Source organism: Achromobacter xylosoxidans (genome assembly GCF_002192695.1).
GTDB lineage: Bacteria > Pseudomonadota > Gammaproteobacteria > Burkholderiales > Burkholderiaceae_B > Achromobacter > Achromobacter xylosoxidans_C.
In genome coordinates, this window is record NZ_MTLG01000125.1 from 255,228 (window position 1) to 274,576 (window position 19,349).

The 19,349-nt window shown below is 67.1% G+C and carries 17 protein-coding genes; 1 reads left to right on the forward strand and 16 read right to left on the reverse strand.

All coding sequences use genetic code 11. The features are described 5' to 3' along the window. Positions 1-31: 31 nt before the first annotated feature. From hisG to BRO63_RS33000, 13 genes are all read right to left on the reverse strand, one after another. Complete coding sequence (gene hisG / locus BRO63_RS32940; RefSeq protein WP_088143713.1) at positions 32-709, reverse strand: ATP phosphoribosyltransferase; 678 nt, start codon at positions 707-709, stop codon at positions 32-34. Further along, positions 706-1,971, reverse strand: a complete 1,266-nt coding sequence (gene murA, locus BRO63_RS32945; protein WP_088143714.1) for a UDP-N-acetylglucosamine 1-carboxyvinyltransferase — start codon at positions 1,969-1,971, stop codon at positions 706-708. Before murA ends, hisG begins: the two co-directional genes overlap by 4 nt. Next, a complete protein-coding gene (locus tag BRO63_RS32950; RefSeq protein ID WP_013390953.1) occupies positions 1,971-2,216 on the reverse strand; it encodes a BolA family protein in 246 nt (81 codons plus the stop codon). Before BRO63_RS32950 ends, murA begins: the two co-directional genes overlap by 1 nt. Positions 2,217-2,221: 5 nt before the next feature. After that, the gene (locus BRO63_RS32955; protein WP_088143715.1) at positions 2,222-3,034 is read right to left on the reverse strand and encodes an ABC transporter permease; all 813 of its coding nucleotides are present in this window, start codon (positions 3,032-3,034) and stop codon (positions 2,222-2,224) included. After that, positions 3,031-3,843, reverse strand: a complete 813-nt coding sequence (locus BRO63_RS32960) for an ABC transporter ATP-binding protein (RefSeq protein ID WP_088143716.1) — start codon at positions 3,841-3,843, stop codon at positions 3,031-3,033. The genes BRO63_RS32955 and BRO63_RS32960 overlap by 4 nt, the downstream gene beginning before the upstream one ends. Positions 3,844-4,010: 167 nt before the next feature. Then, entirely contained in the window at positions 4,011-4,640 is a 630-nt protein-coding gene (locus BRO63_RS32965) for an MlaC/ttg2D family ABC transporter substrate-binding protein (protein WP_088143717.1), read from the reverse strand. A 39-nt stretch (positions 4,641-4,679) separates the two neighbouring features. Further along, positions 4,680-5,498: an MlaA family lipoprotein gene (locus BRO63_RS32970; protein WP_088143718.1), complete on the reverse strand. Its 819-nt coding sequence runs from the start codon at positions 5,496-5,498 to the stop codon at positions 4,680-4,682. Between the two features lie 81 nt (positions 5,499-5,579). Further along, entirely contained in the window at positions 5,580-6,077 is a 498-nt protein-coding gene (gene mlaD, locus BRO63_RS32975; protein WP_088143719.1) for an outer membrane lipid asymmetry maintenance protein MlaD, read from the reverse strand. A 12-nt stretch (positions 6,078-6,089) separates the two neighbouring features. Continuing rightward, the gene (gene mlaE / locus BRO63_RS32980; RefSeq protein ID WP_088143720.1) at positions 6,090-6,878 is read right to left on the reverse strand and encodes a lipid asymmetry maintenance ABC transporter permease subunit MlaE; all 789 of its coding nucleotides are present in this window, start codon (positions 6,876-6,878) and stop codon (positions 6,090-6,092) included. Then, positions 6,875-7,711: an ABC transporter ATP-binding protein gene (locus BRO63_RS32985; protein WP_088143853.1), complete on the reverse strand. Its 837-nt coding sequence runs from the start codon at positions 7,709-7,711 to the stop codon at positions 6,875-6,877. The genes mlaE and BRO63_RS32985 overlap by 4 nt, the downstream gene beginning before the upstream one ends. A gap of 242 nt (positions 7,712-7,953) precedes the next feature. Further along, positions 7,954-9,015: an NAD(P)H-dependent flavin oxidoreductase gene (locus BRO63_RS32990; RefSeq protein ID WP_088143721.1), complete on the reverse strand. Its 1,062-nt coding sequence runs from the start codon at positions 9,013-9,015 to the stop codon at positions 7,954-7,956. An 18-nt stretch (positions 9,016-9,033) separates the two neighbouring features. Continuing rightward, positions 9,034-10,011 carry a Bug family tripartite tricarboxylate transporter substrate binding protein gene (locus BRO63_RS32995; protein WP_013390962.1) on the reverse strand — a complete coding sequence of 326 codons (978 nt, stop codon included), beginning with the start codon at positions 10,009-10,011 and terminating at the stop codon, positions 9,034-9,036. Positions 10,012-10,036: 25 nt separating this feature from the next. Continuing rightward, entirely contained in the window at positions 10,037-11,254 is a 1,218-nt protein-coding gene (locus BRO63_RS33000; protein ID WP_088143722.1) for a YbfB/YjiJ family MFS transporter, read from the reverse strand. 65 nt (positions 11,255-11,319) lie between these two features. On the opposite strand from BRO63_RS33000, the gene BRO63_RS33005 reads away from it, so the two are divergent. Then, positions 11,320-12,192, forward strand: coding sequence for a LysR family transcriptional regulator (locus tag BRO63_RS33005; RefSeq protein ID WP_088143723.1), 873 nt, complete (start codon positions 11,320-11,322; stop codon positions 12,190-12,192). Positions 12,193-12,227: 35 nt separating this feature from the next. On the opposite strand, the gene BRO63_RS33010 is transcribed toward BRO63_RS33005, so the two are convergent. The 3 genes from BRO63_RS33010 to BRO63_RS33020 form a co-directional block, all read right to left on the reverse strand. Further along, positions 12,228-12,866: an OmpW/AlkL family protein gene (locus tag BRO63_RS33010; RefSeq protein ID WP_088143724.1), complete on the reverse strand. Its 639-nt coding sequence runs from the start codon at positions 12,864-12,866 to the stop codon at positions 12,228-12,230. 194 nt (positions 12,867-13,060) lie between these two features. Then, entirely contained in the window at positions 13,061-14,527 is a 1,467-nt protein-coding gene (locus BRO63_RS33015; RefSeq protein WP_088143725.1) for a glutamate synthase subunit beta, read from the reverse strand. 8 nt (positions 14,528-14,535) lie between these two features. Continuing rightward, entirely contained in the window at positions 14,536-19,275 is a 4,740-nt protein-coding gene (locus tag BRO63_RS33020) for a glutamate synthase-related protein (RefSeq protein WP_088143726.1), read from the reverse strand. Positions 19,276-19,349: the final 74 nt, after the last annotated feature.

The following is a 19,349-nucleotide window of genomic DNA, read 5'->3' on the forward strand; positions in this document are numbered from 1 at the left end:
ACGGCCGCCGCGGCGTCGCGGCGGGCGAGGGTCAGGCGTTGCGGGAGGCGGCTCTCTCGAAGGCGTCCAGCAGCGGTTGCAGGCGGGCGCCGCGGGTCTTCAGCGCGGCCTGGTTGACGATCAGGCGCGAGGAAATCGGCATGATGTCTTCCACCGCGACCAGGTCGTTGGCGCGCAGGGTGCCGCCGGTGGACACCAGGTCCACGATGCAGTCGGCCAGGCCCACCAGCGGCGCCAGTTCCATCGAACCATACAGCTTGATGATGTCCACGTACACACCCTTGGCCGCGAAGTGTTCACGGGCTGACTGCACGTACTTGGTGGCCACGCGCAAACGCGCGCCCTGGTGGACGGCGCCTTCGTAGTCGAAGCCCTTGCGCACGGCCACGGCCAGGCGGCACTTGGCGATGTTCAGGTCGATCGGCTGGTACAGGCCGCCAGGCTGTTCCTTGGCGTGCTCGATGAGCACGTCCTTGCCCGCGATGCCGAGATCGGCCGCGCCGTACTGCACATAGGTCGGGACGTCCGAGGCGCGCACGATGATCAGGCGCAGGCCGGGATCGCTGGTGGGCAGGATCAGCTTGCGCGAGCTTTCGGGATTCTCGGGGACTTCGATGCCGGCTTCGGCCAGCAGCGGCATGGTCTCTTCGAAGATGCGCCCTTTGGACAGGGCCAGGGTCAGGGGGGGGACGACGGTGGCATCGTTCATGCCTGTTCCTTGGTGACGCGTTGGATGTTCGCGCCCAGGGCGCGCAGTTTCACTTCCATCTGGTCGTAGCCGCGATCCAGGTGGTAGATGCGGTCGACCAGGGTTTCGCCTTCGGCCGCGAGGCCGGCGATGACCAGGCTGGCCGAGGCGCGCAGGTCGGTGGCCATGACGGTGGCGCCCGACAGCTTCGGCACGCCGCGCACGATGGCGGTGTGGCCGTCGATGTCGATGTCCGCGCCCATGCGGCGCAGTTCCTGCACGTGCATGTAGCGGTTTTCGAAGATGGTCTCGACGACGACCGAGGTGCCGTCGGCCACGGCGTTCAGCGCCATGACCTGGGCCTGCATGTCGGTGGCGAAGCCGGGGTACTCCAGCGTGCGAAAGCCCACGGCGCGGGGGCGCGAGGACATGGCGCAGCGGATCCAGTCGGGGCCGGTCTCGATGGTGAGGCCGGCCTCGGTGAGCTTGCCCAGGGTGGCGCCCAGGATGTCGGCGTCGGTATTGCGCAGGACGATGTCGCCGCCCGCAGCGCCGACGGCGCACAGGAAGGTGCCGGCTTCGATGCGGTCGGAGATGACGCGGTGTTCGGCGCCGTGCAGCCGGTCCACGCCGTCGATCACGATGCGGCTGGTGCCGTGGCCCTGGATGCGCGCGCCCATCTTGATGAGCAGTTCGGCCAGGTCCACCACTTCCGGTTCGCAGGCGGCGTTTTCCAGCACGGTCCGGCCTTCGGCCAGCACCGCGGCCATCAGCAGGTTCTCGGTGCCGGTGACGGTGACCATGTCGGTGCGCACGGAGGCGCCCTTTAGGCGCTTGGCGCGCGCCACCACGAAGCCGTGTTCGATGCTGATTTCGGCGCCCAGGGCGGCCAGGCCCTTGATGTGCTGGTCCACCGGACGCTGGCCGATGCTGCAGCCGCCAGGCAGGCTGACGCGGGCTTCGCCGAAGCGCGCCAGCAGCGGGCCCAGCACCAGGATGGAGGCCCGCATGGTCTTGACCAGTTCGTAGGGCGCTTCCAGCTTGTCGACCTGGTTGGCCTGCAGCGTGACCGTGCCGTCCGCGTCGCGCTCGGCGCGCATGCCCATGCGGCCCAGCAGGCGCAGCATGGTGGCCGTGTCGTTCAGGTGCGGCACGTTGCTGAGGGTCAGCGCGTCGGCGGTCAGCAGGCCGGCGCACAGGATGGGCAGGGCCGAGTTCTTGGCGCCGGAGATGGAGATTTCGCCTTGCAGGCGCGAACCTCCGGTGATGCGTAGCTTGTCCATTACTTGCCTGCTTGCTGGTATTCGGCGGGAGTCAGGGTGCGCATGGACAGCGCATGGATCTCGGCTTTCATGCGGTCGCCGAGCGCGGCGTACACCAGCTGATGGCGCTGGATCAGGCGCTTGCCTTCGAAGGCGGTGCTGACGATGACCGCGTCGAAATGCGAGCCGTCGCCTTGCACGTCGAGATGTTCACAGGGCAGGCCGTCCGCGATGTATTGGCGGACTTGCGCGGGAGTGGGAAGCATGGACGTCAGTTCCTGAGTTTGTAGCCGCTGGCCAGTAGCCGCAGCGCATAGAGCGATAGCGCGAGGAACACCCCCGTCACCACCGCCAGGCTGCGCCAGGGGGAGACGTCCGACACCGAGAAGAATCCGTAGCGGAAGCCGTCGATGGTGTAGAAGATGGGGTTCCAGTGGGACACGCCCTGCCAGAAGGCGGGGAGCGTGTGGATGGAATAGAACACGCCGGACAAGAAAGTCGCCGGCATGATGAGGAAGTTCTGGAAGGCCGCGAGCTGGTCGAATTTTTCGGACCAGAGGCCCGCGATCAGGCCCAGCACGCCCATGATGCCGCAGGCCAGCACGGCAAAGATGGCCAGCCACAGCGGGTGCGCCGGGATCAGCGACACGAAGAACAGCGCCACCACCCACACGCACAGCCCGACCGCCAGGCCGCGCACGATCGCCGCCAGCACGTAGGCGGCGAAGATGTCGCGGTGCGACAGCGGCGGCAGCAGCATGAAGACCAGGTTGCCCGTGATGCGGCTCTGGATGAGCGAGGACGAGGGATTGGCGAAGGCGTTCTGCAGCATGCTCATCATCATGAGCCCGGGAATCAGGAACGCCGTGTAGGGCACGCTGCCGTACACCATGACGCGCCCTTCGAGCACGTGGGCGAAGACCAGCAGGTACAGCAGCGCGGTGATGACCGGGGCGGCGATGGTCTGGAAGCTGACCTTCCAGAAGCGCAGCAATTCCTTGCGCAGCAAGGTCGGGAAGCCGGAGCCCGCGTCCAGGCGGGGCTGCACCAGCGGTTGGCTGGCGGTCGCGGCGGGCTGGGTCATGACGAGATCTCTTCGGGTTGCAGGGCGGGCGCGGGTTGCTCGTCGCCTTCGTGCATGATGCGCACGAAGGCGTCTTCCAGGTCGACCCCGCCGACGCGGGCCATCAGGGCCTGGGTGGTGTCCAGCGCCACGATGCGGCCGCGCTTGAGCATGGCGATGCGGCCGCACAGGGCTTCCGCTTCTTCCAGGTAGTGGGTGGTCAGCATGATGGTGTGGCCGGCCTTGTTCAGGCGCGAAATGAATTCCCACAGCGTGCGCCGCAGGTCCACGTCCACGCCGGCGGTGGGTTCGTCCAGCACGATCACGGGCGGGCGATGCACCAGCGCCTGGGCCACCAGCACGCGGCGCTTCATGCCGCCGGACAGCGCCCGCATATTGGAGTTGGCCTTGTCGGCCAGCCCCAGGTTGAACAGGATTTCGTCGATCCAGTCGTCGTTCTTGCGCAGGCCGAAATAGCCGGACTGGATGCGCAGGGTCTCGCGCACCGTGAAGAACGGGTCATAGACCAGTTCTTGCGGCACCACGCCCAAAGCCCGCCGCGCCGACTTGTAGTCGGCCACGACGTCGTATCCACAGACCGTGGCGCGGCCCGAACTGGCGTGCGCCAGGCCAGCCAGGATCGAGATCAGCGTGGTCTTGCCGGCGCCATTGGGGCCGAGCAGGCCGAAGAACTCGCCGTGCTCGATGTTCAGGCTGACATTGTCCAGCGCCTGGAAGCCGGCGGCGGGCGTGCGCCCGAGCAGCTTCTGCCAGCCGCGCTGGCGCGGGGAGTAGACCTTGGAGACGTTTTCTAGACTGACGGCGGACATGACGGCGGGGGATGGCCCGAAAAGAGCGAATTGATCATTATATAAGCGCGTCGCTGCTGTTCCGGCCGGTAGCCCTGGCATTCCCCCGGGTATCCGGTTGGTCTGTCCCTAAAAATCGGCCCGGCGGGCCACTAGGGCGCGCCGGGCCGCGACAGCCGCAAGGCCGATCATTGGTTGCGCTGGTTCAACGCCTTGATCAGGCCGTCGATGCCGTCGCGGTTGATCTGCTGCGCGAACTGGTTGCGGTAGTTCTCGATGAGCCAGATGCCTTCGACGTTCATGTCGTAGATCTTCCAGCCCTGGGCGGTCTTTTCCAGGCGGTAGTCGACGCCCACCGGCTGGTCGTTGCCCTGGGAGATCAGGGTACGCACGACCACGTCGTCGGCCTTGGGATCGCCGCGGAACGGCAGCGCGCGGACCGTGGTGCTGGACGTGACGCGGGTCAGCGCGCCGCTGTAGGTGCGCACCAGGGTGCCGCGGAAGGCGTCGGCCAGCTCCTTTTTCTGCACATCGCTGGCCTGGCGCCAGTAGCGGCCGGCGGCCAGCCGCGTGGTTTTCTGGAAGTTGACGTAGGGCAGGATGTGTTCGTTGACGACCTGATTGATGCGGGCGGGGTTGCCGGCCTTGACGGCGCCGTCGGCCTTCAGCACGTCCAGGGCCTCATTGGCCGCGGCGAGCACGAACTGGTCGGGAGAGCCGTTGGGGTCGGGTTTGGCCTGCGCGCCAGCGGTCAGGCCCAGGGCCAGCAGGCCCGTGAAAGCCAGACGCTGCAGCAGGGAAACAAAGGGTACTCGCATCAAAACTCCTTACTTGTACTGATGGCGCAACGCTACGGCTTACTTGGCTGCAGGTTGCGCGGCGGGTTGCGCAGCGGGCTGTGCCGCCGGCTGCGCGGCGGGGGCAGCGTCGTCCTCGTCGTCTTCGTAGTTGGGCAGCGAGGACTCGTCGTCCACCTTCTGGCCCAGCACCATGGCGGCGCGGCGCTGCAGATAGGCGTCGCGCACGAAGCTGTAGGGGTCGAGCGCAACGCGGTCGATGGTGTCGGTGGCGCTCAGCAGGCTGGCGCGGGTATCGACCACGCGCAGGCCCCACAGCGAATTGCGCAGGCGGACGTTGTCGATGGAATCGACGCCCATGTAGCCGTAGGTGGTGCCGGCGTAGTCGCCGATCAGGCCTGCGCCGTCGCGCACGGACGACGAGCCGAAGAACGGCAGCACCAGGTACGGACCCTGGCTGAAGCCCCACACGCCCAGCGTGGTGCCGAAGTCGTTCGGGATGCGGCGGGCGCCGTTGGCCGAGGCGACGTCGAAGCAGCCGCCCACGCCCATGGTGGTGTTGAACAGGAAGCGGCCCAGCGTGTTGACGAAGTCGTGGCCGCGGCCCTGCAGGAAGCTGTTGGCGCCGGACCAGAGGTCGCCGACGTTGCTGAAGATATTGTGCACGCAGCTGCGCACCGGCTGCGGCGTGACGAAGGTGTAGGCCTGCGCCACCGGCTTGAAGACAGCGCGGTCGACGGTGTCGTTGAACTTGTAGACGCCTCGGTTGAAGCCTTCCCAGGGGTCGCGCGGATCCGGGTTCTGCGGCGCGGCGCAGCCTGCCATGAGCGCGCCCGCGGCGGCGACGGTGGCAATCCTGCTAATAGCTTTCTTGTTCATGATCAGGACATCCCTATCAACGATTCTTATGATATTGCGTACCTTGGACGCGCTGCTGTTACCGCGTCTGTCGCATTGTCTTTAATTTGGCGTTTTCGCGGCGGGTTCCGGCGCGCTCGTGCCTTGCTTCTCTGCCGACCCGTACAGGAACTGGCTGATCAGTTGTTCAAGCACCACAGCGCTTTGCGTGTAGCGGATCTTGCCGCCGTCGGCAAAGTTTTCCTCTTCGCTGCCCGCGCTCAGGCCCAGGTATTGCTCGCCCAGCAGGCCCGACGTCAGGATGGACGCCGAAGTGTCCTTGGGGAACTGATAGGCCGTTTCCAGGTTGACCGAAACGACCGCCTGGAAGGTCTTGTCGTCGAACGAGATGCCGGCAACCCGGCCCACGACGACCCCCGCGCTCTTGACGGGCGCGCGCACCTTGAGGCCGCCTACGTTATCGAAGTTGGCCGTCAGCGTATAGGTCGGGGCGAAAGAAAAGGTGCTCAAGTTGCCGGCGCGCAACGCCAGGAACGCCAGCGCGACCGCGCCCAGCAATACAAACAGGCCTACCCAGAAGTCGGTTTTTTCGCGAGACATGATCGATCCGTATCAATTTCCAAACATCAAGGCGGTGAGCAGGAAGTCCAGCCCAAGTACCGCCAGGGAGCCCACCACCACGGTGCGCGTGGTCGCGCGGGCAACGCCTTCAGGGGTGGGCTTGGCCTGCCAGCCCTCGTAGAGCGCGACCAGCGTCACGGTGACGCCGAAGACCAGGCTCTTGATGACGCCGTTGGCCACGTCTTTCCAGACGTCGACGCCATTCTGCATTTGCGACCAGAACGCGCCGGCATCCACGCCGATCAGCAGCACGCCCACGACCCAGCCGCCCAGGATGCCCACCATGGAGAACACCGCCGCCAGGATGGGCATGGCGATGATGCCGCCCCACAGGCGCGGCACCAGCACGCGGCGTATGGGGTCGACGGCCATGACTTCCATGGCCGCCAGTTGTTCGCCGGCTTTCATCAGGCCGATTTCCGCGGTGAGCGAGGTGCCCGCGCGGCCCGCGAACAGCAGCGCCGTGACCACGGGGCCGAGTTCCCGCACCAGCGACAAGGCCACCAGCAGGCCCAGGGCTTCTTCGGAGCCGTAGCGGTTCAGCGTGTAATAGCCCTGCAGTCCCAGCACGAAGCCCACGAACATGCCGGACACGGCAATGATCAGCAGCGAGTAGTTGCCGATGAAATGGACCTGCTGCGACACCAGTCGCGGGCGCGACAGGGCAATGCCGCTGCGCCCCAGCATGGCGCCGAAGAACCGGGTGAAATAGCCGATGCCGGAAACGCGGGTGCGTACCCAGCCGCCCAGCGCGCCGATGGCGTTGTTGGATCCGCTCATGCGCGGCGCCCCTCCTGTTGGGAAAGCCACTTCTTGAAAGCGGGCGTTTCGGGATACTGGAACGCGACCGGGCCGTCGGGTTCGCCTTTGAGGAACTGCTGCACGTAGGGGTCTTGCGAGGCCGACAGCATTTCAGGGGTGCCGGCGGCGGCAAGCTTGCCCTGTCCGACCAGGTACACCTGGTCCGCGATGGCAAACGATTCATGCACGTCGTGCGTGATCAGCACCGAGGCGCAGCCAAGCCGGTCGGCCAGGTTGCGGATCAGGCGGGCGGTAATGCCCAGCGAGATCGGGTCCAGCCCGGCAAACGGTTCGTCATACAGAATGAGTTCGGGTTCCAGCACCACGGCGCGGGCCAGCGCCACGCGCCGGGCCATGCCGCCGGAGATTTCCGCCACCTTCAGGTGCGCGGCCGCGCGCAGGCCGACGGCGTCGAGCTTGTCCAGCACGCGCTCGGTGACTTCGGGCTCCGCCAGCTTGGTGTGCTCGCGCAGCGGGAAGGCCACGTTCTCGAAGACATTCAGGTCAGTGAAAAGCGCGCCCTGCTGAAATAGGACACCCATGCGCGTGCGCAGCGATTGCAGTTCGGCGCGGCTGACGTGGGCCATGTCCTGGCCGAACGCCAGCACCCGGCCGCGCTGCGCGGTGAGCTGGCCGGTGGCCGCGCGCAACAGCGTGGTCTTGCCCGATCCCGAGCCGCCCATGATGGCGACCACCTGGCCGGCGCGCACGTCCATGGAAATGTCGCGCAAGACGGTGAAATCACCATAGCCTAGCGCCACACCTTCCAGGCGCAGGGCGAATTCAGGGGTCTTGCTGGTTTGAGCGGGCATGGGCAACGAAAGGGTGTTTCGGCGGCGGAGCTTGCCCTGCTGTCCGGTCGATGCGACCGGCAAAATTCATAGCCGGCGCGGCGAAGACAGGCGGCGTCGGGAAGCGCCCTGTTACTCATATGCCGGGGGCGAGGTCGGGCCTGGGCTCCCGGCGGCGAGGCGCCATTGTAGCCCGACGCTTTGTAATCACAACGCGATAGCCCGCGCGTGGAACAGTGTTTTCGATTCAGGGAACAATATATTCAGCGGCGCGCCTGCGCCGCCACGGTCTCCCGGGCCAGTCGCGCCACCAGGTCGGCGGTGCTCTCGCGCCGTGCGAGCGGGGCGCCCTGGCCGGCCCACAGGGACAGCACCTCGGTATCGCCGGCCTTGCCGCCCGCCGTGCGCATGGGGCGCGTCAGCGCGTTCTGCAGGGGGTATGGCAGGATGTCGGTCGCCATCGCGTCGGCCTCGCGCATGAAGGCGTTCTCGATGCCGCGTGCCGGCCGGCCGGAAAACGCCCGGGTCACGCGCGACTGTTCCGCCCGGGAGGCGGGCAGCAGCGCCTTGTAGGCTTCATTGATGCCGGATTCCTCGGTGGTGAGAAAGGCCGTCCCCATTTGTGCCAGATCGGCGCCCAGGGCCAACGCGGCGGCGATGCCGCGGCCGTCCATGATGCCGCCGGAAGCAATAACAGGGACAGAGACTGCGTCGGCCACCTGGGGCACCAGCGCCATGGTGCCGATCAGCGATTCCTCGAAGCCGCCCAGGAAGGTGCCGCGGTGGCCGCCGGCCTCGGCGCCTTGCGCCACGATGGCGTCCACGCCGTCCTGCTCCAGGGCGACTGCTTCGCGCACGGTGGTCGCGGTGCCCACGGTCAGGATGCCCAGTTCGCGGCAGCGCGCGACGGCCGTGGCCGGCATGCGGCCGAAGGTGAAGCTGAAGACGGCCGGACGCACCCGCAGAATGGCCTCGATCTGCTGCGGCAGCGGGTCGGCCTGCGGGCCGGGCGCGGCGGGCGCCGGCAGACCCAACTGCTGGTGATAGCGCGCCATCAGCGCCAGCATGCGGCTGGCGTCGCCGCGCATGGGTTCTTCCGGCACCGATGCGAACAGGTTGATGGCGAACGGCAGCGGCGTGCGCGCGCGGATGTCGCGCGCCGCCGCCTCGATCTGCTCGGGGCTCATATAGGCCGCCCCGAGCGAACCCAGGACTCCCGCCTTCGATGCTTCGGAAACCAGCTCCACCGTCGTGGCGCCGCCGGCCATGGGGGCCTGGACGATGGGATGGTGCAGCTTGAGCAGATCAGTCAGACGGGTAGCCATGGCATTACTCCTGGAAGGTTACTGAAGCTGGATGTTCCCAGCCTTGATGACGTGGGCCCACTTCTCGGTTTCGCTCTTGATGAAGGCGCCGAATTCCTCGGGCGTGCCGCCGCCGGCCTGGCTGCCGGTGTCGGCGATGGCCTTCTGCACGTCCGGCTCCTTCAGGATGCGGTTGAACTCGGCGTTGAGCTTGGCGATGATGGGCGCGGGCGTGCCGGCGGGGGCGACGATGCCCTGCCAGTTGTAGGACTCGAAGCCCGGCAGGCCGGATTCGGCCATGGTCGGCACATCGGGCAGCACGGCCAGGCGCTTGGCGGACGTGACCGCGATGGGGTGGATCTTGGCGCCCTGGATTGCGGGCAGCGCGGAATAGCCCATTTCGAACATCATCGAGATATGGCCGCCCATGAGATCGGTCGCGGCCAGGCTGCCGCCCTTGTAGGGCACGTGGACGATGTCGATCTTGGCCTGCTCGCGGAACATTTCGCCGGACAGGTGGTGCGCGCCGCCCACGCCGGACGAACCGAAGGACAGTTTGCCGGGTTGCTTCTTGGCCAGCGCGATCAGGTCCGCCAGCGTTTTCACCGGCAGTTCGTTGTTCACGCTCAGCACCAGCGGGCTGTTTTCGATCAGGATGATCGGGGCCAGATCCTTCTGCGGGTTGTACGGCATGTCCTTCATCAGCGTCGGATTGACCGCCATGGGCGCCAGATTGCCCGTGCCGATGGTGTAGCCGTCCGGCGCGGCGCGCGCGATCAGGTTGGTGCCGACCACGCCGCCCGCGCCTGCCTTGTTCTCGACCACGATGGGCTGGCCCAGCGAATCACCCAGCTTGCGCGCCAACAGGCGCACGCGGGTGTCGGCGAAGCCGCCCGGCGCGTAGGGCACGATCATGGTGATGGGCTTGGCCGGCCAGTCGGCGGTCTGGGCCTGGGCGGCGCCGCTGAAGGCGGCGGTGGCTGCCAGGGCGGCAATAAGGGGACGCAATGCTTTCATACAGATGACTCCTGGTTTTGTTTTTTTAATGTGAACGGGCCCGCGGGCCGATCGCATTATGCCCAGCGTCTACATCATCTGTCGTGATCTTTCCCAAACGCCATGCGGACAGCGCCAGCAGCGCCGCGCTGGCCGCCAGCACTTGCGGCAGGCCGGCGCCCCAATGCGCCGACCAGGACGCCAGCAGCGGTCCCAGGATCTGCCCGGCGGCGAAAGCCGCGGTCATGAGGGCAGCCGCGCGCGGCGCGGCGGCGCCGGCCGAGCGCCTGGCGGCCAGCATGCCCGCCTGCGTGATCACCATGAAGGTTCCGCCCACCAGCACTGCGGCCACGATCACGGCCGCGATGTGGTGCCAGGCCGCCACCGTCAGCATGCCCAGCGCCATGAGAGCCTGGGCGGCGCGCCAGACCTGCACGCTGTCGCGGCCTCGCGCCAGCCGCGGAACCAGCAGGCAGGACACGGCCGCCGCCAGGCCGAACAGGGGCCAGGCCCAGCCGAAAATGGCCGGATCGGGAATGATCTCCTTGGCCATCGCCGGCAGGAAGGTGGCGGGAATGATGTAGCCCACGCCGAACGCGCCATAGTGCAGCGCCAGCCGGGGGATATCACGCGGCAGCGGGGCGGCGGGCGCCTCGCTGGCCGCGCGCGGAGAAGGCGTCGTCTGGCGGCGCAACCCCGGCCAGGCGATCGCGGACAACGCCAGCGCCAGGCCGCCCAGCGCGATCCAGACCGTGTTGGCGCGCGCGTTCCACGCGGCCAGCGCCAGGCAGGCCAGCCCCGTCAACGCGATGCCCGCGCCCACGCCGGCATAGGTCACGGCGGAGGCCTGGGCTTCGCGCGCGTCACCCGCGGGCACCGCGCGCCAGGCCGCCACGCAGATGAAGGCGCTGGCGCTGGCGTAGCCGGCGGCCAGGCGCAGCGCGCACCAGACCGCCATGCCGTGCCAGAGCGGCATGGCCAGCGTCAGCAGCGCCACCGCCAGCAGGCTGGCCGCCAGCGTGCCCCGCAGCCGGCGGATGGGCCAGGCGACGGCCGCCAGCGCGCCCAGCAGATAGCCTGCATAGTTGGCCGACGCCAGCCAGCCGCCCTGCGCCAGCGACAGGCCGGCCTCCTGCGCCATCAGGGGCCAGACCGGCGTGAAGGCGAACCGGCCTATCCCCATGGCGGCGGCCAGGGCCAGCGCCGCCGGCCATGCAAGGGCGGCGGCGCTGCGCGAGGAGGAAGGGTAAATGGGCGTTGACATGGCCCTTACTCTACGGCTGTACTAATATCATTAATAGTGAATTATTAAGATAGCGAGTTCTCAAAATGAGAAACTTGGACCTCGATGCGCTGCAGATCTTCAAGGCGGTCGCCGATCAGGGTGGCGTGGCGCGCGCGGCAGCACACCTGAACCGCGTGCAGTCCAATGTGTCGACGCGCCTGAAGCAGCTGGAAGCCTCGCTGGAGGCGCCGCTGTTCCGGCGGCAGAACCGCCGGCTGGTGCTGTCGGACCAGGGGCGCGTGCTGCTGTCCTATGCCGACCGCCTGCTGCGCCTGGCCGACGAGGCCCAGGCCGCGGTCCGCGACGGCTCGCCGCAAGGCGTGTTGCGCATCGGCACCATGGAAAGCACCGCGGCCGCGCGCCTGCCGCCCATTCTGGCGGCCTATCACGCAGCTTGGCCGCAGGTGCGGATCGAGCTGGTGACCGGCACCTCGGCGGCGCTGGCGGCCAAGGTGCGCAACTACGAGATCGAGGCCGCGTTCGTGGCGCAGCCCTTTCCGGCCGAAGGCCTGGCCACGATGGATGCGTTCAAGGAAGAACTGGCGCTGATCTCGCCCTTGGCCTGGGACCCGATCGAAAGCCCCAGGGACCTGGGCGACCGCAGCGTGATTGCCTTCGCGGCGGGCTGCTCATACCGGCGCATCCTGGAGTCCTGGCTGAACCAGGAAGGCATTGCGCCGGGCAAGGTGATGGAGTTCGCCTCGTACCACGCCATGGTCGCCTGCGTGGCGGCCGGGTCGGGCGTGGCCATCGTGCCGCGCTCGGTGCTGGCGGTGTTGGGGGCGGAGCACACGGTGCGCATCGGCGCCCTGTCCGGCTCGCATGGCCGGGCCCTGACCCAGTTGGTTTGGCGCGCCGACGACGATACGCCGGCGTTGCAGGCCCTGCGGCACAAGCTGGCGGCGCCGCAAGGCTGAGGAGGGCCGCGCAGGGTGCGCGGCCCTTTGCGCTTTTAGAAGCGGTAGCCGACGCCGATCGTCGCGACCCAGGGGTCGATGCGCGCGGTGCCGATGTGCTGGCCATCCAGCTTCACCTTGGAGCGGATGTCGATGTAGCGGATGTCCGCGTTCATGAACCAGCGCTCGTTGATCTTGAAGTCCGCGCCCAGTTGCGCGGCGACGCCCCAGGAGTCGCCCAGCTTCAGGTTCGAGCCCTTCAGCGCGCCTTCCGCCTTGGTGTCGAAGAAATGGGTGTAGTTGATGCCCACGCCGATGTAGGGCTGGATCATGCTGTCGGGCAGGATGTGCCATTGCAGGCTCAGCGTCGGCGGCAATTGCTTGGTCGAGCCGATCTTGCCCAGGCCGCTGCCGCTGATGTCATGCTGGAAGGGCCAGGCGCCCAGCAGTTCGATGCCGATGTTGCGCGTGGCCATGTAGGTCAGGGTGAAGCTGGGGCGCACGTTGTTGTTCACGTCGAGTCCGACGCTGCCGTTGAGCACGGTGCCATTGTTGGACGAGGGGCGAACCTGCGTCACGCCGACCTTGAACAGCACGTCGCCCGCTTCGTGGGCGTGCGCGGGGGCGGCGAGCGTGCCAGCGGCGAGCAGGCCGGCGATGGCGGTGGCGCGGATACGGCCGTTCAGCGAAAACATTCTCTTCTCCGATCTTTCCATTGGGTGAGACGACAGGTTCTCAAACCTGGCGTCCTACCCGCTTGATGTGTGTCAAATCGTGAAAAGACCGCAATCGAAAAGTGGTTATGTTGCAACAGGCGGAGCGCAGGCAAAGAAAATCGCCGCCGGCGCAATGCGTCCGGCGGCGATCTGGCCAGGCCTGATCGTGGCGATCAGCGCGGCAATTCGCTGCTGCCCATGAGGTAGGCGTCCACCGAGCGCGCGCACTGGCGGCCCTCGCGGATGGCCCAGACCACCAGGGACTGGCCGCGGCGCATGTCGCCGGCCGTGAAGACCTTTTCGACGTTGGTGCGGTAGTCGTCGGTATTGGCGCGCACGTTGCCGCGCGCATCGCGATCCACGCCGAAGGCATCCAGCACCGTCTGCACGGGCGACACGAAGCCCATGGCCAGCAGCACCAGGTCGGCCTTGATCTCGAATTCAGAGCCCTCGACCTCGCGCATCTTCATCTGGCCGGTGGCTTCGTCCTTGAACCATTCGACGCGCGCGCCGACCAGCTTTTCGACCTTGCCGTTGCTGCCCTGGAGCAGCTTGGTGGTCACGGACCAGTCGCGGTCGCAGCCTTCCTCGTGCGAGGAGGAGGTGCGCATCTTCAGCGGCCAGTACGGCCAGGTCATGGTCTTGTTCTCGCTTTCCGGCGGCTGGGGCATTAGCTCGAACTGCGTGACCGAGGCCGCGCCGTGGCGGTTGCTGGTGCCGACGCAGTCGGACCCCGTGTCGCCGCCGCCGATCACCACCACGTGCTTGCCCTTGGCCAGCGTCTGGTTGGTGAGCCGGTCGCCCGCCACCGCCTTGTTCTGCTGGCGCAGGAAATCCATGGCGTAGTACACGCCCGACAGCTCGCGGCCGGGCACCGGCAGGTCGCGCGGGGTTTCCGAACCGCCGCTCATCACCACCGCGTCGAACTCGGCCAGCAGCGATTCCGGCGTGCGCACCGTCAGGCCGTCGGCCACGGGATCGCTGGGGTTGCCGATGTAGGTCGACGGCGCGAACTCCACGCCCTCGGCTTCCATCTGCGAGATGCGGCGGTCGATCTGGTGCTTTTCCAGCTTGAAGTCGGGGATGCCGTAGCGCAGCAGGCCGCCGATGCGGTCGCTCTTTTCGAACAGCGTCACCGAATGGCCGGCGCGGGCCAACTGCTGCGCGCACGCCATGCCGGCGGGGCCGGAACCCACCACGGCAACCTTCTTGCCGGTCTTGCGCGCGGGCACTTGCGGCGAGACCCAGCCCTCGGCCCAGCCCTTGTCGATGATGGCGTGCTCGATGGACTTGATGCCGACAGCGTCGCTGTTGATGTTCAAGGTACAGGCGGCTTCACACGGCGCCGGGCAGATGCGGCCGGTGAACTCGGGGAAGTTGTTGGTGGAGTGCAGCACGTCCAGCGCGCGCTTCCAGTCCTGGCGGTACACCAGATCATTCCAGTCCGGGATGATGTTGTTGACCGGGCAGCCGTTGTTGCAGAACGGGATGCCGCAGTCCATGCAGCGCGCCGCCTGCTGCTTGGCCTGGTCGTCGCTCAGGTGCAGCACGAATTCGCGCCAGTTCTTCAGCCGCTTCTGCGGGGCCTCGGAGGCCTCCTGCAGACGCTGAAATTCCATAAAGCCGGTAATCTTTCCCATGGTATCCCTCACGCAGCCAGTTGTTGCGGGTTGGCTGCACGCCACATTTCACCCAATGCGCGGCGGTAGTCCGTCGGCATGATTTTCACGAATTTGCCGCGCGAGGCTTCCCAGTCGCCCAGGATTTCGCGGGCGCGGAAGCTGCCGGTGTAGCGGAAGTGGTCTTCCACCAGGCGGCGCAGGATGGTTTCGTCCGTTTCGCGTTCGCCGCCACGCTGCGCGCTGTGCCAGACGTCGATGTTGTTCTGGGCAAGCTGTTCCGCGTGCGGCACGATGCTTTCCAGTTCGACCATGGACAGGTTGGCGCGCTGCTTGAGCGTGCGTTCCGGATCCCACACATAGGCCACGCCGCCCGACATGCCTGCCGCGAAGTTGCGGCCCGTGGCGCCCAGCACCACGACGGTGCCGCCGGTCATGTATTCGCAGCCGTGGTCGCCGGTGCCTTCCACGACGGTGGCGGCGCCCGAGTTGCGCACCGCGAAGCGTTCGCCTGCCACGCCGTTGAAGAACGCCTCGCCCGCCAGCGCGCCGTACAGCACGGTGTTGCCGGCGATGATGTGGTCGGGGCCGAAGCCGCGGAAGTCGTTGGGCGAGCGCACGATGATGCGGCCGCCGGACAGGCCCTTGCCGACGTAGTCGTTGCCTTCGCCCACCAGGTCCATCGTGATGCCGTGGGCCAGGAACGCGCCGAAGCTTTGGCCGGCGGTGCCGTTGCACTGGATGTGGATGGTGTCGTCCGGCAGGCCCTCATGGCCGTAGCGCGCGGCCACCGCGCCCGACAGCATGGCGCCGATGGTGCGGTTGCGGTTGCGCACCGGGACGATGAAGGACACCTTCTCGCCGCGTTCCAGCGCGGGCTTGCTGCGCTCGATCAGCTGGTGGTCCAGCGCGCCGGCCAGGCCGTGGTCCTGCTCTTCGGTCTGGCGCACGTCGGCGTCGGACTGGGTCTGATGGAACACGCGGGCGAAGTCCAGGCCCTGGGCCTTCCAGTGTTCCACGCCCGAACGCATGTCCAGCAGATCGGCGCGGCCGATCAGGTCGTCGAACTTGCGGATGCCCAGCTGGGCCATGATTTCGCGGACTTCCTCGGCGATGAAGAAGAAGAAGTTCACGACGTGCTCGGGCTTGCCCTGGAATTTCTTGCGCAGGACCGGGTCTTGCGTGGCCACGCCCACCGGGCAGGTGTTCAGGTGGCACTTGCGCATCATGATGCAGCCTTCCACGACCAGCGGCGCGGTCGCGAAGCCGAACTCATCGGCGCCCAGCAGCGCGCCGATGACGACGTCGCGGCCGGTCTTCATCTGGCCGTCGGCCTGCACGCGGATGCGGCTGCGCAGGCGGTTGAGCACCAGCGTCTGCTGCGTTTCGGCCAGGCCCAGTTCCCAGGGCGTGCCGACGTGCTTGATGGACGACACCGGGGATGCGCCCGTGCCGCCGTCATGGCCGGCGATCACGACGTGGTCGGCCTTGGCCTTGGCCACGCCCGCGGCCACCGTGCCCACGCCCACTTCGGACACCAGCTTGACCGACACCGAAGCCTTGGAATTCACGTTCTTCAGGTCGTGGATCAGCTGGGCCAGGTCTTCGATCGAGTAGATGTCGTGGTGCGGCGGGGGCGAGATCAGGCCCACGCCCGGCACCGAGTAGCGCAGCTTGGCGATGTACTCGGACACCTTGTGGCCGGGCAGCTGGCCGCCTTCGCCGGGCTTGGCGCCTTGCGCCATCTTGATCTGGATCTGGTCGGCCGATGACAGGTATTCGGCGGTCACGCCGAAACGGCCCGAGGCCACCTGCTTGATCTTCGAACGCAGCGAGTCGCCCTTCTTCAGTTCGACGTCCGCTTCGATGCGGTCCGTGCCCAGCACCGAGGCCAGCGTGTCGCCGTCCTTGATGGTGCTCTTGCCTTCGCGCATTTCGGCGCGGTAGCGCAGTTCGTCCTCGCCGCCTTCGCCGGTGTTGGACTTGCCGCCGATGCGGTTCATGGCCACGGCCAGCACCGAGTGCGCCTCGGTGGAGATCGAGCCCAGCGACATGGCGCCGGTGGCGAAGCGCTTGACGATGTCCTTGGCGGATTCGACGTCGTCCAGCGGGATGGCGCGCGACGGGTCGAAACGGAACTCGAACAGGCCGCGCAGCGTCATGTGGCGGCGGCTCTGGTCGTTGATGATCTGCGCGTACTCCTTGTACGTGCGGTAGTTGTTGGCGCGCGAAGCATGCTGCAGCTTGGCGATGGAATCCGGCGTCCACATGTGTTCTTCGCCGCGCACGCGATAGGCGTACTCGCCGCCCGCGTCCAGGTCGTTGGCCAGCACCGGATCGGTGCTGAAGGCGGCGCGGTGCTGGCGCAGCGCTTCCTCGGCCACCTGGAAGATGCCGATGCCTTCGATGTTGGAGGCGGTGCCGGTGAAGTATTTGTTCACCAGCGCGGTCTGCAGGCCCACGGCTTCGAAGATCTGCGCGCCGGTGTAGGACATGTACGTGGAAATGCCCATCTTGGACATGACCTTGTTCAGGCCCTTGCCGATGGCCTTGATGAAGTTCTTGACCGCCTTTTCGGGGTCGTTCATCTTGCCCAGCGATTCCAGCGCCAGGTAGGGGTGGATGGCTTCCGCGCCGTAGCCGCCCAAGAGCGCGAAGTGGTGCACTTCGCGCGCCGAGCCGGTTTCCACGACCAGGCCGGTGTTGGTGCGCAGGCCGGCGCGGATCAGGTGCTGGTGGACCGCGGACGTCGCCAGCAGCGCGGGGATGGCCACGCGCTCGCTGTCGACCAGGCGGTCGGACACGATCAGGATGTTGTAGCCGCTGCGCACCGCGTCGACGGCGCGCGCGCACAGCGCGGCCACGCGGGCTTCGATGCCCTCGGGGCCCCAGGCGGCGGGATAGGTGATGTCCAGCTCAAAGCTGCGGAACTTCTTGCCCGTGACCTGCTCGATGTCGCGGATCTGCGCCATGGCGGCGAAGTCCAGCACCGGCTGGGACACTTCCAGGCGCAGCGGCGGGTTGACGTTGTTGATGTCCAGCAGGTTGGGCTTGGGGCCGATGAAGGACACCAGCGACATCACCAGCTGCTCGCGGATGGGGTCGATCGGCGGGTTCGTGACCTGCGCGAACAACTGGCGGAAGTAGTTGTAGAACGGCTTGGCGCGGTCGGACAGCACGGCCAGCGGGGCGTCGTTGCCCATCGAGCCGATGACTTCCTCGCCCGTCGTGGCCATGGGCTCCAGGATGAACTTGTAGTCTTCCTGGGTCCAGCCGAAAGCCTGCTGGCGGTCCAGCAGCGACACCGACGACTGCGTGGCGACGGCGGCCTGGCGCGGCGCCGGCAGCGATTCCAGCTTGATCTGCAGGCGTTCGATCCACTGGCGGTACGGCCGGTTGTTGGCCAGTTGCAGCTTGATCTCGGCGTCGTCGATGATGCGGCCCTGTTCCAGGTCGATCAGGAACATTTTGCCCGGCTGCAGGCGCCACTTCTTGACGATGCGGTTTTCGGGGATGGACAGCGTGCCGGCTTCGGAAGCCAGGATGACCATGTCGTCATCGGTGACCAGATAGCGGGCCGGGCGCAGGCCGTTGCGGTCCAGCGTGGCGCCGATCTGGCGGCCATCGGTGAACGCGACCGCGGCGGGGCCGTCCCACGGCTCCATCATGGCGGCGTGGTACTCGTAGAAAGCGCGGCGGCTTTCGTCCATCTGCGTGTGCTGTTCCCAGGCTTCCGGGATCATCATCATCATGGCGTGGGCCAGCGAGTAGCCCGAGTTCACCAGCAGTTCCAGGCAGTTGTCGAACGTGGCGGTGTCCGACTGGCCTTCGTAGACGATGGGGTACAGCTTCTTCAGGTCGTCGCCCAGCACGGCCGACTGCATCATGCCTTCACGCGCGCGCAGCCAGTTGAAGTTGCCCTTGACCGTGTTGATTTCGCCGTTGTGGGCGATCATGCGGTACGGGTGGGCCAGCGGCCAGGCGGGGAACGTGTTGGTCGAGAAGCGTTGGTGCACCAGCGCCAGCGCCGACACCGTGCGGGTATCGGCCAGGTCGCGGTAGTAGCGGCCGACCTGGTCGGCCAGCAGCAGGCCCTTGTAGACCACGGTGCGCACCGAGGCCGAGGGCACGAAGTATTCCTTGCCGTGCGCCAGATGCATGTTCTGGATGGCGTGGCTGGCGGTCTTGCGGATCACGTACAGCTTGCGCTCCAGCGCGTCCGGCACCATCACGTCGGCGCCGCGGCCGATGAACAGCTGGCGGATCACGGGCTCGCAGTCGCGCACGGTGGGCGACATGGGCATGTCGACGTCCACCGGCACGTCGCGCCAGCCCAGGACGACCTGGCCTTCGGCGCGCACCGAGCGTTCCAGTTCCTGTTCGCAGGCCAGGCGCGAGGCCGTTTCCTTGGGCAGGAACACCATGGCCACGCCGTACTCGCCGGGAGGCGGCAGCGTGATGCCTTGATGGCTGAGTTCGTCGCGGTAGAGCGTGTCGGGAATCTGGATCAGGATGCCGGCGCCGTCGCCCATCAGCTTGTCCGCGCCGACCGCGCCGCGGTGGTCCAGGTTTTCCAGGATCTTCAGGCCCTGCTGGATGATGGCGTGGCTTTTCTTGCCCTTGATGTGGGCCACGAAGCCGACGCCGCAGGCGTCATGCTCATTCTTGGGGTTGTACAGGCCCTGGGCGGCAGGCAGCCCGATGCGGCTGGCATCGATGGGGGTCGCCTTGGGCGGGGGACAGGAGTCGATCGGGGTAATTTGGGGCATGGCGCGCTCCGCAGTGGGCCTGCGTCGTAATGTTGCAGTGCAGGAGACGGACAATACCCCCGCCATGAGTAGGG

Bases quoted from the DNA above. Each gene is read 5' to 3' on its own strand.
- hisG (WP_088143713.1), bottom strand. From the start codon at position 709: ATGAACGATGCCACCGTCGTCCCCCCCCTGACCCTGGCCCTGTCCAAA.
- murA (WP_088143714.1), bottom strand. From the start codon at position 1,971: ATGGACAAGCTACGCATCACCGGAGGTTCGCGCCTGCAAGGCGAAATC.
- BRO63_RS32950 (WP_013390953.1), bottom strand. From the start codon at position 2,216: ATGCTTCCCACTCCCGCGCAAGTCCGCCAATACATCGCGGACGGCCTG.
- BRO63_RS32955 (WP_088143715.1), bottom strand. From the start codon at position 3,034: ATGACCCAGCCCGCCGCGACCGCCAGCCAACCGCTGGTGCAGCCCCGC.
- BRO63_RS32960 (WP_088143716.1), bottom strand. From the start codon at position 3,843: ATGTCCGCCGTCAGTCTAGAAAACGTCTCCAAGGTCTACTCCCCGCGC.
- BRO63_RS32965 (WP_088143717.1), bottom strand. From the start codon at position 4,640: ATGCGAGTACCCTTTGTTTCCCTGCTGCAGCGTCTGGCTTTCACGGGC.
- BRO63_RS32970 (WP_088143718.1), bottom strand. From the start codon at position 5,498: ATGAACAAGAAAGCTATTAGCAGGATTGCCACCGTCGCCGCCGCGGGC.
- mlaD (WP_088143719.1), bottom strand. From the start codon at position 6,077: ATGTCTCGCGAAAAAACCGACTTCTGGGTAGGCCTGTTTGTATTGCTG.
- mlaE (WP_088143720.1), bottom strand. From the start codon at position 6,878: ATGAGCGGATCCAACAACGCCATCGGCGCGCTGGGCGGCTGGGTACGC.
- BRO63_RS32985 (WP_088143853.1), bottom strand. From the start codon at position 7,711: ATGCCCGCTCAAACCAGCAAGACCCCTGAATTCGCCCTGCGCCTGGAA.
- BRO63_RS32990 (WP_088143721.1), bottom strand. From the start codon at position 9,015: ATGGCTACCCGTCTGACTGATCTGCTCAAGCTGCACCATCCCATCGTC.
- BRO63_RS32995 (WP_013390962.1), bottom strand. From the start codon at position 10,011: ATGAAAGCATTGCGTCCCCTTATTGCCGCCCTGGCAGCCACCGCCGCC.
- BRO63_RS33000 (WP_088143722.1), bottom strand. From the start codon at position 11,254: ATGTCAACGCCCATTTACCCTTCCTCCTCGCGCAGCGCCGCCGCCCTT.
- BRO63_RS33005 (WP_088143723.1), top strand. From the start codon at position 11,320: ATGAGAAACTTGGACCTCGATGCGCTGCAGATCTTCAAGGCGGTCGCC.
- BRO63_RS33010 (WP_088143724.1), bottom strand. From the start codon at position 12,866: ATGTTTTCGCTGAACGGCCGTATCCGCGCCACCGCCATCGCCGGCCTG.
- BRO63_RS33015 (WP_088143725.1), bottom strand. From the start codon at position 14,527: ATGGGAAAGATTACCGGCTTTATGGAATTTCAGCGTCTGCAGGAGGCC.
- BRO63_RS33020 (WP_088143726.1), bottom strand. From the start codon at position 19,275: ATGCCCCAAATTACCCCGATCGACTCCTGTCCCCCGCCCAAGGCGACC.